Source organism: Flavobacterium sp. B183, assembly GCF_023539155.1.
Classification (GTDB): domain Bacteria; phylum Bacteroidota; class Bacteroidia; order Flavobacteriales; family Flavobacteriaceae; genus Flavobacterium; species Flavobacterium tructae.
In genome coordinates this window covers 4,018,909-4,035,690 of record NZ_CP097434.1, presented here as the reverse complement: position 1 = coordinate 4,035,690, position 16,782 = coordinate 4,018,909, and the positions used below count along the sequence as shown (strand labels likewise).

Genomic DNA, 16,782 nt, shown 5'->3' with positions numbered 1-16,782 from the left:
TTTATATTTTTAAACAGTTCAAAGATAATCGGTATTCAGTTTAATATGGGGTAATATGTATGAAACATATTTGGTTGTGTAGCATACAGTAAAAAATAATTGGCGTTTCTGTAATCTATTCTTTTCTTGCGGCTTGTTAAACAAAAGTACACTTTTTCTTATGTTTAAAAAATAACAGCCACAGATTATCAGATTCTCATAGATTTTTTAATCATTTTAATCCTTTAATCTGTGGCAAGAATAAAAATCAAAAAACTATTATGGAGCGAAATGAAATGGAGAATCTGGAGAAATTTAAAAAGCTAACGGCGCGTTATTTCCACACCTTAAAGCCGGGCGAAGATCAAACACAAAGCAATACGGCTCAACTGAAGTTTGTCAATTATTATGAGCTGGGTTGTGTGATTACCAATATGCTCAGATTGTGCATAGTGGCGTTGGATGAACATGCTCCTAAGTTTCAGGAGACAGAAAAAAATGAAACGATTAATGTGGGGCTTATTCTAGAAACCGTTTTGCAGCTGTTTCCTATGGATGAACTTGAATTTTTGAGCGAACTGAGTCAGTTGCTGGCTGCCGAGTCGTAGAATGGTATTTAAAAAAAACGTGGAGTCTAATTTTTTTAAACACATAGAAACATAGTTTGGTTTGCATTTAAAAGGCGTTTCACTTTATTTAAAAGCGCATAGTACACTATGTGAAAGAAACGTGTTTCTGTTTTGTATTCTTTTATACAGTTTAAAATCTATGTTTCTATGTGTTAATATTTTTTCATTAATGACGTCTAGCGGGCCAGGAAAAGTAAAGTTTCATGCAAAATTTAAAAAACATGTATTTGCTTGCTCTTAGTGAAACTGTTTTTATTAATCTATCTTAGTTGTGTCAAAATATAAAAGAAAAAATATTTTGACACAAATTGTGTGTCAAAGTTGAAAATAAATTTAAATTTGACACACAATTTGTGTCAAATTTTAAAAATAGAATAAAATTGACACAATAGTTAAAGTAGTAACCCAATTAAAAATAAATGATGGATAAGGAGAAGCAAATAGGAGAACTTTTGGGTATCAAACAGGAAGATATAGCCATGTTACTGCAAATTGTTCGTAGTAAGTGGTCGATGTATGTATCAGGAAAACGTGATTTACCTGTAGCAGCTAAACTAAAACTGAGTGAAATGCTTGCTTTTGTGAAGCAATTGGACGGGCAGGATCAGCATAATTTTGAGCATATCGAAACTCAGAAAGTAAAAACAAAAAAGTTTTTAGAAAAACAACTGGCCACCAATAAACACAAACAACTGGTTACATCCAAAAAACTCGAGAGTCATCAAAAAAAATACGAGGCTACACTCATCGCTTTACAGCTCTCCGATTTCTTAGCAACCAAAGAGGAGCAGACAGTTTTGCAGGTTATTAGAAACAATGCCAAAAAAGATATTACCAAAAATGGCTTAGATGTGCAGGAGCCCTACGTACTTAAACTCTGGGTACTGCAACAAGAGGAACTAAAGCTGAATGAGCGGCTGTTGAGTTATTAGTTGTGAGTTGTGAGTTGTGTAGGTTAGCCGAATGTCCGGCTGAGCGAAGTCGAAGCTGGAGTTTCCGATTAATAATTGATAATTCATAGTGGATAATCTACTTTTTTTGGATAAAAAAGTTAATCTTTTTATAAAATATTTCTTACATATAAAAGGTGTTTTGATTTTTAATACTATTGTAGTATAAATCTTAAAATATTAAAGACATGGCTTATTCTATCAAAAGAATTACAACAGCAGCAGACTGCGACGCTTTATTGATGTGGGCAGAGAAAGAGAAGGCAGAATTAACTTTTAAAAAGCTTTCTGAAGATTATCAGACCACTCGGTTTGAAACTTCGTCTTTAGAAATAGAAGCAATATTAAAGGGGGTGCTCGCCGAACTAAAGGCTGCAGATGTTGTACTTGATGCACTACCGGATGGTCCAACTAAGGAAGACGAGCTTAAAAAGAAGGTAAAGTTAGAGTATAAAAAATTCTTACTCGAAAATCGAAAAGTAAGTTACGGAGTAGTGGCCTTGCTGCAAAAAGAACTGGACTTGCAACGCGTAAACAATGAATTGGAGGAAGTAGAAGAGTTTTTAAGTACTATTACCGCTCATAAAACTACCTTGTAACAGTTTGTAAGTATTAAAAAGAGGGTTGTCTGATAAAGACAACCCTTTTTTATTGAACACTTGTACTAAATAGATTCTCTTCTTTATAAATAAAAACGCGTATAAGTACGTATTGGTTCTATATGTTTTTGATCGTACCTTAGTTTAAGATAGTTTAAACTCATACAATACTTATAAATTATAGTATACTGGGGTAAGTTCTGTTTTTTATTAATATTATCTTCACTACACACGCCTATAAAAAAGCAAATAGTAATGACCTCTTAATAAGTCATAGTTTGCAATAGTATTATTATTCTGGATATATATTTGAGTTACATTTTCCTTATACTTTGCACATAACAAAGATGGAAATTGGTAAAGTTATAATAGTTTTAGTCTCACTTTAGAAAACCTTTTCTTTATAAAATATAGCCGAAATTAAAAAGAGTTTATTACTCTTTCTTTTTAATTCATGTTTCCAAAATATCCTCGGAAGCCGAAAAGAGGGCATCGAGTAGGCGAAATTAAATTATTGAAATTTATGGGAAGTGTTCGTATTAAATTAAGTATTAAGGGAGGTAAAGCACCTGTTCCTGTTTTGGTTTTTATTGACAAAGTTAATAGTAGTCATGACACAAGTATCAAAAGAGATGTTTCTTTTGATGAAACCTTTGTAATTGGAGAAGGGGAATACAATGTGATTGTTTCCGGTGAAAATCCGAAGAAAGGTCAGACCGATGTAGAGGTAAGTTATACAGATAATTTAGGAAAAAACAGTAAGAAATCTTACAATATAACTAGTCCTATTTATTCGAAGATTTTTAAAGTTTTTATATAACCGTAAGCCTATGAAGAGAATATTACTTATTATATCGCTATTACTTAATGTAAATATGCTTTGTCAAGAGCAAATAATTGAAGAAATTGATAATAGTAGAACCGGTAACTTTAAAGATGCGCTTTACAACGTTATTCAGTTGACCACAAAAAATTTTTCTAAAGATGAAAAATCATTAGAATTGAATACTACATTGTTTAAAATCATGTATAATGCTGATATATCAAAATTATCAGATCTCACAATTGAAAAATCTTATTTTTTACGAAATTTTCAAATAAATGCAAAAGTCAATTTAGATGAAAAGTATAAATACACTGGATTTTCGGGAGGTTTTACTTATGCCATCGTCAATGGGAGGGATAGCTTAACAATCAATTTGGCTAAAACTAAATATGGTAAGTATAGAGAACTTTTTATAAGAAGGTTTCAAATTATTCAATCCAAATTAGCGGTCGGTTTAAACGATAAAGAATTAGACGAATTGAATAAAGCCAGTGAAGATTTGCTAAACGGAATTGAATACAATCCTGCTGACAATACTTATTATGAAAAAATAATAAAGGAATTTGAGAAGAATAAAACATCACTTAAAAATATAGATGAAACGGGCCCTAATAATCAGGACATTTCAAATTATATCAAATCTTTAAGTCAGCTTCGGTCTTCAGAGATCGACAAGGCTAAAACTAAACTTCTTTGGACTATTGCTGCCGATGGCTCTACTAATACAGAGGGTAAATTTAATAAATATTCTCTGAGTACAATTCTACTCAAGGGAATTGCAAAATCTAATGAAGAAATTGATGTAAGGTGCACATTTACTTATGCTGATACAAGTTTGGTCAGTATGCCGAGAACGTCTTTAAACGGAAAGGCTGGTTTGAATTTTGTGCTATTGAGAAAGCATCCCGAAAAAATAAGCTGTTTTGAAATTAAAGCTTTGGGGGAGTACAATAAGATTTTTAAAAATGTATTGCCTGATGAGGACCATGAAACTATTACTGCCAATGTAGAATTAAGGATACGATTGGCTAAAGATTTTTGGATTCCAATTACGGTAAAATATGATGTTGAAAATTCCAATGTTCTTGGTTTTCTCAACGTTACATACAATTTTGGGAGTTAACCACAGTTAAATTTAACTATTAAATAGAAACATAATGGAAAATAAAGATATCTGGGATAAATTAAGTACGATAGGTACTTTTTTATCCACTACGGTATTGGTAGTATTTACGTCTCTGGTAGGTTATCAAACTTCAATAATGTCTGATAAGGTTGCCACTTTTGAAAAAAAAATCGATGAAAATAAAATGATTGGAGATCTTATTGAAAAATTTACGCAAGATACTTCTATGAAAAGTAGCATTAGATCAGATTTGGCTTTATTGACGCTGGAAAGGTATTTGAGAAACAATACCGAAGGAGGAGTTTTGAGAGCTCAAGATAAGGAAATGTTAGTTGGTTTTGCAGAATCACTTATTTTAAACACAAAAAAGACAGGTGTAAACAAAGAAGAATTGTCATATAAAGTTCCAAGAGATTTTTTAATGAAGTATGATACTATAAAATGGAACAATATTGTCAGTTTGTATGGGGTGGACAAAACTAGTTCTATTTACCCAACTAATGTAGTATATGACTCAACTATTAAGAACCAACAGCCCGTTTCTCAAGTAGCTGATACCTTGAAATCTACACTCATCACTTCGATACTCAAAAAGATAGTATATATTCAGTATGCCTCAGGTATTAATATTAAAAATGTAGAAAGCATACAGCAAAAATTTAAGGAGAATGAATGGGCCGCACCAAGAATTGACAAGGTTAACGGAAAGTTTAGCAATATTATTAAATACTTTCATGCAGAAGATGAGAGGCTTGCTAAAGAGGCAAACAAATTATTGAATGATGAATATAAGATTGTTAATTCAATTACTCCGAAATATCAAAAATTAGTTCCCATAGGACAAATTGAAGTGTGGACTTCTAAGTAATAAAAGAAACATTGTGTTTTCCCTACTAATAACGTTAAGAAATGATTGGTGACGCTCTTTGCGATTAGGCTTTTGCCCTTTTAGGGCGTAAACAATACGAATCACTATTGATAGTGCGTTGCACTCTGCTATTGCTAAAGCTCTTTCATAGCAATTAGCCGAGTAAATCGCAATTTAATACTAGTATGTACTTACTTCAAAGTAATACCAGATTACAACTAAAACTCTAAAACCAAGCAGGCTGAAAGCCTAAAAGTTATAGCATAGTGCAACGTACTATAATCTAAATTTATGACAAATATCGCCCTGAAAGGGCAAAAGCCCAACCGCAAAGAATTGAATTACGAATGAATTACCTGAACAATAAAATCAGAACGCGAATTAGTTCAGCGGTAAATACTTTCCTTAAATCACGTATAAACACTTGCTTGTAAAATATTGATTGTCAGTATATTTGGTAGATTTTAATGCTTTAAATGATGTTGCTTATAAAACGATAAGTAACGAGCGCTACTACTCATTTTTAATCCTAAACAATGACTTCGACATATTGATTTTACGCATAAAGAGGTTCGTATTTGTGGTTTTATCATCCATAAATGCAAAATGAAGATATTGTTTAAAAACTATCCTATTTCAAACTCTAAAAAACAAATCCTTATGAAAATTGACAAAAACTGGCTTGTTCAGGAAAGCCAAGCAGAAAAAATAGTAAAAGACCCCACCTCGAATTTCCAATATCAAATTTCGCCAAAATATTTAATCATACATTACACGGCAGGCGATAAAGCATCGGGGGCGATAACCTGGTTCAAACAGACTCCCGCACAAGGAAATACAGACCGGATTTGTGCTCACATTGTAGTTGACCTTGACGGAACCATCACGCAGCTTGCTCCATTTAACACCAGATGCAACCATGCCGGTTACAGCAGTTGGGATGGACGAACCGGAATGAATGAATATGCTATTGGTATTGAAATTGTAAATCCCGGATTCTGTGAAAAATTGACAGATGGCAGTTTCAGAAGAAGAGTAGGGGAGAACAAAGACGGAACACCCAGTTATAAAACATATCCTGCGTCAGAAAAAGACAGAATTGTAAAATTGAAACACAAACATAAATTTTGGGACAGTAAAGAAAATCAGTATTGGTTTAAATTTACAGATGCTCAGATAGCAGCGGTCTCTAAATTAAGTAAACTCCTGATTGATACCTACCAATTATCCTTTGTAGTGGGGCACGACGATATCTCACCGGCAAGAAAACCGGATCCGGGACCTGCTTTCCCCTGGGATGATTTTAAAACAAATGTTTTTGGAAAAACAGACAATATCGGAAAGATCTTTTTAGTGAACTCGGTCTCTGATGGCGTTGCCGAATTTAGAACAAAACCCGACAAAACTTCAAGCTCAATCCGAACATTAAAAAATGGCTATGAAGTGGGATTAATTGAAACTTTCGGACAATGGTCGAAAGTTTACTTAGTGAATGATATTAAAGATATCAAGGATTGGAAACATAGTATTAAAATAGAGGGATGGATACATTCAAGTCTTTTGAAGCCTAAAAGTTAAGTTGACTATTTTTATGAAATATGAAATATGTTTAAATTGTGTAAAACAATGGTGATCAATGTGCTAATTATTCAAAGGTAAACTATGAGAACACTTCGAACGAAATATTTGAGTAATATCCCTATAAATGAAGATAATTATAAAGTAGATTTTATAATTTTAGAAAAATATCAAAGCTTCTCCTCAGAAATACTGAGGCTTTCATTGCTTGGTCTAACCATTTACGGTTTTCTGATAACGAATGTAATATTTAAAATTACAGATGTTGACAAGAAAAATTTTATATTTATTAAACCATTCTCAGGGAATAAATTACTATTATTGCTTGGAGCGGTAATCTTGATATTGACCGCCTTAGTAGCTTTAAGTCATCGTTATTTTTCAACTGATTGTATGACACATTTTATTAGAGGCTTTCGTTTACGGCAAAAAATATCTGAAATTAAGAGCGCCCAAACAGATAATAAGAAAGTACTTAACAAGCTCAAAAAAACTTTAAAAAATGAAAAATTGAGCTTTGAGAAAGATTTAAATTTATGCAAATGGTTATTGATTACTTCTTGTCTATTTTTAATTGTAGGGATCTTAATAATCACAATTGCTTTGGCAAGTTCTTTTAAGGATTTACTGATTTAGAGATAAATTTTCAAATTTATCTTTTTATAAAAGTCATCGTTTCATTAATTTAAGGTTTGTTTTTGCTTGGGAGTGAAAAGGAAAACAAGTAACCACTTATTTGGTACTATGACTAGCTTTATATGATAGATTTATTACCCTTCGAAGTATGGAAACGAGACAATATAATGACAAGAAAATCGGAACCTACTATTTATAACTTCGACAATTGTAAATTAGCTGGATATCGGATAAAAAAAGACTATGACAACACATAAATATTGGGGAAAAATAGAACAAGATTGGGCAGGATTTTCTTCGGACATAACTTTTACGGATTCTTTTTTTGACCAACAGGATGTAGAAGTTTTTTTAGGGGAAGAATTTGACGAAGAGGGAGAAGAAATAGAAGAACCGCCAACAGAAAATCAACTGACACAATTTGCAGAAACGTATCAAAATTTTATAACGAATATTGAAACTAACTTGAAGAGTATTCAAAAGAAAGCGTATGAGAGATATTTAAAACTATACGTTCATTTTTATGAAGATTCTGAAAAATCAGGAGAACCGGCGTTAAATATTGACAACCTCGATAAACATAACGAATACATAAAAGAGATTATGTACCTGAGAGTTTTAGACGAGAAGACCATTAAAATATCAATCCGCTATAAACTGGATACAGAACATGGGCTTGAATTCAAGTTTGTAGAGGGACAAATAAAGAATGTGGGTGGAATTGCAGAGACATAATAGAAAACTATTAAGATGCTCTGCAAAAGTTCTAATAAAAAAACTCCCCGAATCAGGCCTGCTTTCCGATGCAATTTCGTTCTATGTGCTGTTTGTTTTTTTAGTTTATATTGATTTATTTATGTCATCATACAATTTATGAACTACTTTTTCCAAAATTTCTCCTGTTTCATTAAAGCTAGTATTTGTCAATATAGATATTCCTATATTTTGTTTAGGATAAATCACAAACCAATTCTGCATTCCGTATATACCTCCGTGATGTCTGTAAATTAATTCATTATCATCTTCTAATATATACCAATGATAGCCTTCCCAAAAATCAGAACCTTCTTTATATAGTTTTTTATGAGATTCATTTACAATATGATTTGACTCGTCAAGTTGTAATTTCATATATTTTATCAAATCTGTAGTGGTAGAATGCAATCCTGAAATTCCGCCCCATAAAGTTCTATTGAAGTTAGGCATTAATTCGTTTTTATCGTTGTAGCCTTTTACCAATCTTAGTCTTTCATTATCATTTAGTGTAAATTTGGTTTGGTTCATTTTATTTGGTTTTAAAACAAATTCGGTTACCAATTCCTCATAAGGTTTTTGATACACTTTTTCAAGTATATAGGCTGTTAACTCTGGAGCCGTGTTGGAATAAAAATAGGTCTCTCCAGGTATCGTTTCAATTTTGATTAATTTCAATCCCTCCAAAAAAGCCGTTTTATTTTCACCTTTTATAGGGAAATTGGGAAACCCGCTTGTATGGGTGAGAAGATGTTTAATTTTTATTGGCTCACCTTTAAACTCTAAATTGGGATAAGGTTCGTTAAGGTAGATTCTAACATCGTCGTCTAAATTTATTTTTTTATCAAGTACGGCTTTAGCGGCTACATAACCGGTAAAAGTTTTAGTTACAGAAGCTAATTCATAACGAGTAGAATCGTTTGGTTTATTTCCTTTTCCAATAGATAACTCTCCAAAATGTTTTATTGTAGATTCCCCATCTTTAAACACTGCTATTGAAACAGAATGAAATCTTTTGTCTTCTAACAACTGATGAGCATTTTTTGTAATCGCATTTTCAATATTTTGCTTATCGTTTTGCTGCTTACTTTTGCACCCAATTAAGGCAAAAATCAAAAATGGCATTAAGTGTTTTAGGGTCATAATTTTTAGTTTAATTACTGGAAGCTTACCTCATGTTTAGCTCTAAAAAAGATTAAATAAATGTTGTTTTATTTAATCTTTTTTAATTCATTAAGTTTTATCAAGAGTAATAATTCTTGCTAAGATATTGAAAAGGGGATTTTTAACATTACGGGAAAGCGTAAATAGCAAAGAAATAATTTAGCTCTGATTTTTTCTAATGCAAAAGCCTAAATTCGATTTAGTTTAAGTTTTTAGCCTTCATACGTAAACAATGCTCAGTTCCTAAATAGAGCGGGTTTCCTTGTTTTTCAGTCCAAAAACCTTCCAGTACATCTGCAGTGATGCATTTATAAACCGCAACCCCTTTATAGATTTTATTTTCGTCTCCTTTATAGCTAAAGTTAATGACCAGAATATTGTCTTTAAAGAACCCGTGACCTTTTTGTTGTTGGGTGTTGTTAATAAGCCATTGGGCAATAATCCGATTGTTTTCATCTAAAGATAAACTCAAAATACCTTTGTAAGTTATCTGATTACTTTCATCCTGATTGCTTCCGGAAATGGAATAATTGCCCACTAAATCCTGTATAGTCATTTACTTCCCGATGCAGAAATTAACAACCCCATATTTACTAAGGTTTCAGGCTCCGAGGTATTACTTTTGACTGTTGGTTGTTATAGATTTTTGTTTTTTAACGAAATTTATTTGATTAATAAAATTTTGTTATTAGGTTAATTACTGCTAAACTTGTAGAATCTTTATTATGAATCACAAAAAGTGAATAACAAAGTATAAAGTTAGTTGATTTATATTTCTTACGAAAATGATTTACATATATTATTCCTATATTTCTGAGAATAATCATAAAAAATTAATGCAAGAGTCTTTGCTAAAATTACCAATTGATTTTCAAAAAAAAGTAAAGAGCTATCGCAGATGGCAGGATGCTCAATTGTCATTATTAGGAAGGATATTACTTTATAAAGGGACTGATAATTTTGATAAAAAATATAGGGAAATCAATATAAAATATACCGAATATAATAAACCTTATTTTGGGGAAGAAAGAGGAGAAGTTTTTTTTAATATTTCTCATTCTGGAAAAATTGTTGTTTGTGCTGTGACTAATCTGTGTGAAATTGGAATAGATATTGAGTTAAAACGCGATATTCAGCTGGAAGATTTTCAACCTCAGATGACAGATGGGGAATGGATAAAAATTACCGGATCTTTTAATAAGATGGATTCATTTTATAATTATTGGACACAAAAAGAAGCTGTAATCAAAGGTTGTGGAAAAGGTTTAGCCGTACCACTAAGGTCTTTTGAAGTATTGAAAAATACAGCAATTGTTGATAATGAAAATTTTTTTCTAAAACAAATTTGGTTAGACGATCAATACAAATGCCATATAGCAACTAATAAATTAGTTAATGAATCAAGTATAAAGATTTCAGAATTTGATTCTTCAAAATTATCCCACAAATTAATTCAGATTTAAAAAATTAATGACAACGAATAATAAAATAATAGCTCTTCCATTTGCAGGAGGTAATAAATATAGCTTTAATAATATTGAAAAGTATATACCAAAAAAGATAGATTGGATTACCTTGGAGCTTCCAGGAAGAGGTAGTCGTTTTAAAGAGAAATTGTTTGACAACGTTGACCAGATGGTAAATGATCTATTTAATCAAATAATGCCACATATACAAGAAGGAAATTATATCATATATGGTCATAGTATGGGGACATTATTAGGATATGAATTGGCAAAGAAAATTACTGAAAAAAGAATGCATAAACCCATGGCTCTTTTTTTTACAGGACGCGGGGCGCCTGGATTTAGCCGCTTTAATAACAAAAAATCTATATTACCCAGTTCTCTTTTTTGGGAAGAAGTAGGTAAAATTGGAGGACTTCCAAAAGAAATTTTAGAATGTAATGAACTTTTGGATCTTTACTATCCAATTATGAAATCGGATTTTAAAGCTATAGAGGATTATAGCTATTTACCGATGGAGATACCCTTTACTTTTCCTATTCATATTTTAATGGGTAAGGATGAGATAGGTTTTGGTGATGAAAAAACCCCTCTTACAGGTATGAAGGACTGGCAAAATGAGACTAGCAATAATTGCACATTTGAACTTTTAGAAGGAGATCATTTTTTTATTTTTAAACATGCTGAATCAATCGCAAAAAGGATATCTCAAATTGCTATTAACTCCGTTGTTATTTTTTAGATTTTATTTTAAGGTTTTGTTCGTGATAATCTGAAATGCGATTTTCTAATTTGCACTTACTAAATATATTATTGTGTAATAAATTAGCTGTAAAACATTCTTAGATACTTCATTGTGATGGAATTCTCTATCCTAACGTTTTGCCTTTTTGAAATAAAATAAGTTTAAAATTATTTTCAGTGAGATATGTAAGTCACTATTTATTAAAGCTTGTTTTTTTGTTATCATTTGTAATACAGTAATATAAAAGTTAAAATAGTAGCATAAATTAAGTTGTAGTTTAACAGAATTTAAAAAAAACGTAAAGTTTTTTGAGAATCTTTTGTAATTACGGTTTCCCGTAAGGTTTAGTATCAGGAATACTATAAATTCGTGGCCTCTTGATTTTATTGGATGAATAATGTTATGTAGTTATCACTAATATTTGGAAGTTTAGGTATGTTAATCAACCTAAATCCATAAGATGAAAGAGGAATTTAATTTTTAGTTACAAACAGCTCTAAATTATCACTCAAAAAATATATGATGCCTTTGAAGGTAAATTAAGTACAAAACAATATTTATGAATACAGATCAAGTTTATTTAAAACCGAATTTAGTAATCGAGCCACTTTTTGATAACTGGTATGCATGGAGTCATTTAATATCTCCGGCAACAGCAGCAATGAATATTGTGGGTAGACATTTGAAAATAATGGGATCCTATATTCAGGCTCCTACTGCCCATGCCGCTGCTGTGAAAAATCCAAAAATGTTAGGTGGACCTTTTATAGATTATGAAGGAAAACGAGTAGACGAAATAGAGCAGTTACGCAACAATACTTTAAAAAGTCAAAAAGATCTCATTGCCTTTAGTGAAGGGATTAAAGAGCTAGATTTAATGCTTAAAACAAAAGCAAAAGGATACTCCCTTGAACCGCTATATGCAGAGGTTCCTGAGATATTAAAGGGCTATGTAGAATTGATTTATGATCTTAACAACCAGCCTTCATTTCGATTTTTTGAGACATTATTATATAATAGTGAATTTTACAAAGAAACTTCACAGAGTATTTTATTATGGTTAACTGATAATGACGAAAGACCCTTTGTACTCAGTACGCCACGTTTAGAAGATAAGGATAAAATACATTTGAATATACCTTTTAATCATAGTGGGCTAGATGAGCTCAGTAAAATGAGAAGAATTCCAGGATCACTAAGTGAAATTAAAAAGAAATTGGATATACCTTCTGATATGGAGGCTGTTTTTGAATCTTTTTTTACAACTGAAGTTCCTAAGCCTTATGAAAAATATACGGGAGATAAAGTAAGAATGCGTTATTTTGGTCATGCTTGTATATTAGTAGAAACTAAGGATGTAAGTATTCTTATAGATCCGATTATTAGTTATTATGGTTATCCTCAGGAAGTGGAGCGATTTTCAGATATGGATTTACCAGATATTATTGATTATGTCTTAATTACACATAATCATCAAGATCATATTTTATTCGAAACACTTATTCCTTTAAGACATAAAATAAAAAATATAGTTGTACCAAGATCTTCTAATGGTAGTTTGCAGGATCCTAGTTTGAAGTTGATGTTTAATTCGATTGGATTTAATAATGTAGTAGAAATTGATGAAATGGATACTATTAAATTTAACGATTGTTCTATTACCGGAATTCCATTTATAGGAGAGCATTCAGATTTAAATATTCAGGCTAAAATATGTCACCATGTGCGTGTTGGAGATTTTAAAATGCTTTTCGTTGCTGATTCCTGCAATGTAGAATCAAAAATCTATCAGAGAGTGCAATCTTTACTTGGAGATGTTGATGTTATCTTTTTAGGGATGGAATGTGACGGAGCGCCACTTTCATGGCTTTATGGTCCATTGCTAACAGAACCATTGGCAAGAGATAAGGATTCTTCCCGTAGATTGGCGGGCTCTAATTTTGAAAGAGGCAGGGGCTTAGTAGAAGCATTTAATCCAAAGGAAGTCTATGTGTATGCAATGGGGCAGGAGCCCTGGCTAGAATTTATTAGTAGTATAAAATATACAGCCGAATCTCATCCTATTGTTCAGTCTGACCTATTGATAAAGGATTGTCAGGCTAACAATATAATTGCTGAACGTTTGTTTGGAGAAAAAGAGATTATGTACTCAAAGTAGGTTGAATTTTTATTCCTTTTGATAATTGAAAATGCGTCAAAAGATCTAAAAAGATATGGACAAACAGATATTGTCGAGAGATTTTTCAAGGTATTTCAGATTTTTTTTCAGGAAATAAAAATTACAATTGCAACTAAATTAGCTAGAAAATTGGGAAAAGCAACATTGCTTAATTTATTAAGATTAAAACTAAAAGTAGCATTACCACTACTTGGATTTTTGGCTGTAATTAATGGTTTATGGAGTAGCAGTTTGTTAATGCTGGTAAGTCATAAAATATCCGGAACTCCATTACCCTTTTATAATGAGTTTGATTGGTTAATTTATTTAATTTTTGTTTTAGTCTCTTTTGTGCTTACCTACTATTTTAATGGCTACATGATAAAAGCGAGCCTAATCTTTGGTAAAGAAATGACTTTGCAAATAATTGATAAACTTCGACTATCAAATTATGAATCTTATTTGCAGATTGGTGAGGAAAGAGTAAGAACGATAATGGAAGATGTACGTACTTTAGAATCACTTCCCGGAGTTTTTATCACTTTTTTTAATTCTCTAGTAATGATAATTGCCGGAATGGGATACATGTTTTGGCTTTATCCTAAAGGAGCCTTAACGATAGTTTCCCTTATTATTATACTGGTTTTTATCTATGTATATCGAAATGGAATTATTGAAAAGGATATGGATGCCAAGAGAGATCTTGATGATGTATTTATGAGATTTTATAACGACTTTTTACATGGGTTCAATAAAGTTAAAATGAGTACTAAGAGAAGTGATTCTATATTTATTGGGCACATTACAGAGAATCGTGATAAAGCAATAAAGCTGAGTACCAAAGCAGGATTATCGTCTTTTGGCAATGAATTATTAGGAGGTTATTTTTTTTACTTTTTGATTGGTGCAATACTTTTTGTCTTACCTGTTGTTTTTAGTATTGATAAAACAGTCATTTCTGGTTTTATGATTACTCTTTTATTCTTAATGGGACCAATTGGTATTTTGATAAACCTTATGAAGAGTGTCATAGGGTATAATGTTGCATTTGCCAGAATTAATGAGTTTAACGATACTCTTACAGATAATTTGAATCATTCAGATGCCCTTCTGTTATCAGCTTCAAATGAAGAGTGGCCAGTTTTAGAAACTCTTTCAATCAATGAGATAACCTATCAGCATGTTGATGAAACAGGAAGTGTTACGTTTGAACTTAAACCAATCAACCTGAAATTTGGGAAAGGGGAAATTATTTTTATCTCCGGAAGCAATGGTAGTGGAAAAAGTACTTTTATCAATTTACTATCAGGATTATATATTCCGAAATCTGGAAACATTTTCCTTAATGATTTAGTAATTACAGATGATAACAGAGCGCAATATAGAGATATGATATCATGTATTTTTTCCAATAATTATCTCTTTACGGAGAATTATGATAATTTCAATCTTCTTCCATCTAACAAGCATTTAGCGGAGCTTTTGAAAAAAATGAAACTGGATAAAGTTATTAGACAGGATGAAAATAACAGAATATTTCAAAATTTGTCCAGTGGCCAGCAGAAGCGCCTCGCATTGATATATACACTTTTAGAAAACAAAGATATTTTCATTTTTGATGAATGGGCTGCGGAGCAAGATCCGGAATTTCGAAAGTATTTTTATGAAAATATAATTCCTGATTTAAAAAATAAAGGAAAAACTGTAATTGCAATTACCCATGATGACGCCTATTACCAGTACTGTGATCGATTAATAAAATTCAATTACGGTGGAATGCTAGTGCAAGAACAAATGGGTTTAGAAGTTGGTAGCTGATTTTCAGAGACCTCTTTAATTAAAGAGTTTAATTCTTCTAGATCTGTATTAATAAAATAAGTAAGAATAATTTACTATGGAGTTACTTAAAAAGTATCATTTATCTGAATGTGCAAAAATTGTTTCAGCTTCAATACCCGGTGAAAAATCGAAAGTATTGTTGAAGCTGCAAAGTGAAATTGAAGGAAGTGTTGTTTCATATCCTAGAAGTATGCCAATTGCAATAAAAAGAGCAAAAGGAAGTATTATTGAAGATGTGGACGGGAATCAGTTTATTGATTTTTTTGGAGGATGCGGAGTTCTGAATGTGGGACATGGTAACGAATATGTGCTTGATTATGTTAAAGAGCAACAAACAGAATTGATTCATGCATTAGATTTTCCAACTGAAAATAAGCTTGATTTAATTCAGCTAATATTAAAAAACTTGCCAACTGAGATTCAGGAGGAATACAAGGTGAGTTTTGGAGGACCTACGGGATCAGATGCTATAGAAGCAGCAATAAAACTGGCAAAAATTAAGACAGGACGTGATGGAATTATAGCTTTCACAGGAGGGTATCACGGAATGAGTTCCGGGGCTTTGGCAGTAACTTCGGATACATTTTTTCGTAATAAATTGACATCCCTAATTCCAAATGTAAGTTTTGCACCCTATAGTTATTGCTATCGTTGTCCTTTCAGTAAAAATAGTGATAGTTGTGAGTTCGAATGTGTAAGTCATTTCGAATGGATATTAAATACGGCACATTCAGGAATTGTAAAACCTGCTGCTATAATACTGGAACCTCTGCAAGGTGAAGGAGGTAATATCGCACCTAAAGAGGGGTACCTTGAACGTATAGTCGAAGTAGCTCATAAACATGATGTTATTGTAATTTTTGATGAAGTTCAAAGTGGTTTTTTCAGAACAGGAAAGTTTTTAGAATTTATGAATACAAAAGCGGTACCTGATATTGTAACATTTTCTAAAGGCTTTGGAGGAATAGGTTTTCCTATTTCCGGATTAATCTATAAAAAAAGTATAGAAGCCTGGAAGCCTGCGGATCATATAGGAACCTTTAGATCTAATCAGGTGAGTATCGCGGCAGCAAGAGGAGCTTTTGATTTTATTGATGAATATGAGATTGAAAAGTATACCGAGTCAATAGGATGCTATTTAATGGAAAAATTGAAGGAATTAGAAGCCGAAAATCCATTTATAGGAGATGTAAGAGGAAAGGGAATGATGTTGGGGGTAGAGTTTGTAAAAGATAAGATTACGAAGGAACCTTTTCCGGAATATCTTAAAGAGCTTAGAGAGGAATGCTTTCAGCGTGGGCTATTGTTTGAAGTAGGTGGTCATTATAAAAATGTAATGAGATTGATCCCTCCTTTAATCACAACTCACAAAATTGTTGATGAAGCAATTGAAATTATGAAAGAGGCCATCAAAGTTAGAATGGAAAAATACTTGGAATCAGTTCTGTAAAAAATAAAACCACATA

The 16,782-nt window shown here is 31.8% G+C and carries 16 protein-coding genes; 14 read left to right on the top strand and 2 right to left on the bottom strand.

Features of this window, described 5'->3' with window-relative positions; all coding sequences use genetic code 11:
- Positions 1 to 260: 260 nt before the first annotated feature.
- From M4I44_RS16785 to M4I44_RS16745, 9 genes are all read left to right on the top strand, one after another.
- Positions 261 to 587: a hypothetical protein gene (locus M4I44_RS16785; RefSeq protein WP_249965464.1), complete on the top strand. Its 327-nt coding sequence runs from the start codon at positions 261 to 263 to the stop codon at positions 585 to 587.
- A gap of 440 nt (positions 588 to 1,027) precedes the next feature.
- Complete coding sequence (locus M4I44_RS16780; RefSeq protein ID WP_249965463.1) at positions 1,028 to 1,540, top strand: hypothetical protein; 513 nt, start codon at positions 1,028 to 1,030, stop codon at positions 1,538 to 1,540.
- Positions 1,541 to 1,746: 206 nt separating this feature from the next.
- Positions 1,747 to 2,157 carry a hypothetical protein gene (locus M4I44_RS16775; RefSeq protein ID WP_017496817.1) on the top strand — a complete coding sequence of 137 codons (411 nt, stop codon included), beginning with the start codon at positions 1,747 to 1,749 and terminating at the stop codon, positions 2,155 to 2,157.
- Between the two features lie 523 nt (positions 2,158 to 2,680).
- Positions 2,681 to 2,977 carry a hypothetical protein gene (locus tag M4I44_RS16770; protein ID WP_157495843.1) on the top strand — a complete coding sequence of 99 codons (297 nt, stop codon included), beginning with the start codon at positions 2,681 to 2,683 and terminating at the stop codon, positions 2,975 to 2,977.
- A 10-nt stretch (positions 2,978 to 2,987) separates the two neighbouring features.
- Complete coding sequence (locus M4I44_RS16765) at positions 2,988 to 4,106, top strand: hypothetical protein (protein WP_249965462.1); 1,119 nt, start codon at positions 2,988 to 2,990, stop codon at positions 4,104 to 4,106.
- A gap of 34 nt (positions 4,107 to 4,140) precedes the next feature.
- The gene (locus M4I44_RS16760; protein WP_017496820.1) at positions 4,141 to 4,977 is read left to right on the top strand and encodes a hypothetical protein; all 837 of its coding nucleotides are present in this window, start codon (positions 4,141 to 4,143) and stop codon (positions 4,975 to 4,977) included.
- Between the two features lie 660 nt (positions 4,978 to 5,637).
- Positions 5,638 to 6,555 (top strand): N-acetylmuramoyl-L-alanine amidase, encoded by a 918-nt coding sequence (locus M4I44_RS16755; RefSeq protein WP_249965461.1) that lies wholly within the window; start codon positions 5,638 to 5,640, stop codon positions 6,553 to 6,555.
- Between the two features lie 84 nt (positions 6,556 to 6,639).
- Entirely contained in the window at positions 6,640 to 7,191 is a 552-nt protein-coding gene (locus tag M4I44_RS16750) for a hypothetical protein (protein WP_249965460.1), read from the top strand.
- A 243-nt stretch (positions 7,192 to 7,434) separates the two neighbouring features.
- A complete protein-coding gene (locus M4I44_RS16745) occupies positions 7,435 to 7,926 on the top strand; it encodes a hypothetical protein (protein WP_249965459.1) in 492 nt (163 codons plus the stop codon).
- A gap of 105 nt (positions 7,927 to 8,031) precedes the next feature.
- Here the strand turns inward: M4I44_RS16745 and M4I44_RS16740 are convergent, their stop codons facing one another.
- Together M4I44_RS16740 and M4I44_RS16735 are read right to left on the bottom strand one after the other, a co-directional pair.
- Complete coding sequence (locus M4I44_RS16740) at positions 8,032 to 9,087, bottom strand: serine hydrolase (RefSeq protein WP_249965458.1); 1,056 nt, start codon at positions 9,085 to 9,087, stop codon at positions 8,032 to 8,034.
- 220 nt (positions 9,088 to 9,307) lie between these two features.
- Positions 9,308 to 9,664: a hypothetical protein gene (locus tag M4I44_RS16735; protein ID WP_249965457.1), complete on the bottom strand. Its 357-nt coding sequence runs from the start codon at positions 9,662 to 9,664 to the stop codon at positions 9,308 to 9,310.
- A 280-nt stretch (positions 9,665 to 9,944) separates the two neighbouring features.
- On the opposite strand from M4I44_RS16735, the gene M4I44_RS16730 reads away from it, so the two are divergent.
- The 5 genes from M4I44_RS16730 (at position 9,945) to M4I44_RS16710 (ending at position 16,766) form a co-directional block, all read left to right on the top strand.
- Positions 9,945 to 10,571, top strand: coding sequence for a 4'-phosphopantetheinyl transferase superfamily protein (locus M4I44_RS16730; RefSeq protein ID WP_249965456.1), 627 nt, complete (start codon positions 9,945 to 9,947; stop codon positions 10,569 to 10,571).
- Positions 10,572 to 10,578: 7 nt separating this feature from the next.
- Positions 10,579 to 11,316 (top strand): thioesterase II family protein, encoded by a 738-nt coding sequence (locus M4I44_RS16725; protein WP_070908390.1) that lies wholly within the window; start codon positions 10,579 to 10,581, stop codon positions 11,314 to 11,316.
- A 562-nt stretch (positions 11,317 to 11,878) separates the two neighbouring features.
- The gene (locus tag M4I44_RS16720) at positions 11,879 to 13,477 is read left to right on the top strand and encodes an MBL fold metallo-hydrolase (RefSeq protein WP_249965455.1); all 1,599 of its coding nucleotides are present in this window, start codon (positions 11,879 to 11,881) and stop codon (positions 13,475 to 13,477) included.
- Between the two features lie 18 nt (positions 13,478 to 13,495).
- Positions 13,496 to 15,295 carry a cyclic peptide export ABC transporter gene (locus M4I44_RS16715; RefSeq protein WP_249965454.1) on the top strand — a complete coding sequence of 600 codons (1,800 nt, stop codon included), beginning with the start codon at positions 13,496 to 13,498 and terminating at the stop codon, positions 15,293 to 15,295.
- A 76-nt stretch (positions 15,296 to 15,371) separates the two neighbouring features.
- Positions 15,372 to 16,766: an aspartate aminotransferase family protein gene (locus M4I44_RS16710; RefSeq protein ID WP_249965453.1), complete on the top strand. Its 1,395-nt coding sequence runs from the start codon at positions 15,372 to 15,374 to the stop codon at positions 16,764 to 16,766.
- Positions 16,767 to 16,782 lie beyond the last annotated feature (16 nt).

What these genes read in the sequence shown, in the direction of transcription:
- M4I44_RS16785 (WP_249965464.1), top strand. Translation starts at nt 261, where the DNA reads ATGGAGCGAAATGAAATGGAGAATCTGGAGAAATTTAAAAAGCTAACG.
- M4I44_RS16780 (WP_249965463.1), top strand. Translation starts at nt 1,028, where the DNA reads ATGATGGATAAGGAGAAGCAAATAGGAGAACTTTTGGGTATCAAACAG.
- M4I44_RS16775 (WP_017496817.1), top strand. Translation starts at nt 1,747, where the DNA reads ATGGCTTATTCTATCAAAAGAATTACAACAGCAGCAGACTGCGACGCT.
- M4I44_RS16770 (WP_157495843.1), top strand. Translation starts at nt 2,681, where the DNA reads ATGGGAAGTGTTCGTATTAAATTAAGTATTAAGGGAGGTAAAGCACCT.
- M4I44_RS16765 (WP_249965462.1), top strand. Translation starts at nt 2,988, where the DNA reads ATGAAGAGAATATTACTTATTATATCGCTATTACTTAATGTAAATATG.
- M4I44_RS16760 (WP_017496820.1), top strand. Translation starts at nt 4,141, where the DNA reads ATGGAAAATAAAGATATCTGGGATAAATTAAGTACGATAGGTACTTTT.
- M4I44_RS16755 (WP_249965461.1), top strand. Translation starts at nt 5,638, where the DNA reads ATGAAAATTGACAAAAACTGGCTTGTTCAGGAAAGCCAAGCAGAAAAA.
- M4I44_RS16750 (WP_249965460.1), top strand. Translation starts at nt 6,640, where the DNA reads ATGAGAACACTTCGAACGAAATATTTGAGTAATATCCCTATAAATGAA.
- M4I44_RS16745 (WP_249965459.1), top strand. Translation starts at nt 7,435, where the DNA reads ATGACAACACATAAATATTGGGGAAAAATAGAACAAGATTGGGCAGGA.
- M4I44_RS16740 (WP_249965458.1), bottom strand. Translation starts at nt 9,087, where the DNA reads ATGACCCTAAAACACTTAATGCCATTTTTGATTTTTGCCTTAATTGGG.
- M4I44_RS16735 (WP_249965457.1), bottom strand. Translation starts at nt 9,664, where the DNA reads ATGACTATACAGGATTTAGTGGGCAATTATTCCATTTCCGGAAGCAAT.
- M4I44_RS16730 (WP_249965456.1), top strand. Translation starts at nt 9,945, where the DNA reads ATGCAAGAGTCTTTGCTAAAATTACCAATTGATTTTCAAAAAAAAGTA.
- M4I44_RS16725 (WP_070908390.1), top strand. Translation starts at nt 10,579, where the DNA reads ATGACAACGAATAATAAAATAATAGCTCTTCCATTTGCAGGAGGTAAT.
- M4I44_RS16720 (WP_249965455.1), top strand. Translation starts at nt 11,879, where the DNA reads ATGAATACAGATCAAGTTTATTTAAAACCGAATTTAGTAATCGAGCCA.
- M4I44_RS16710 (WP_249965453.1), top strand. Translation starts at nt 15,372, where the DNA reads ATGGAGTTACTTAAAAAGTATCATTTATCTGAATGTGCAAAAATTGTT.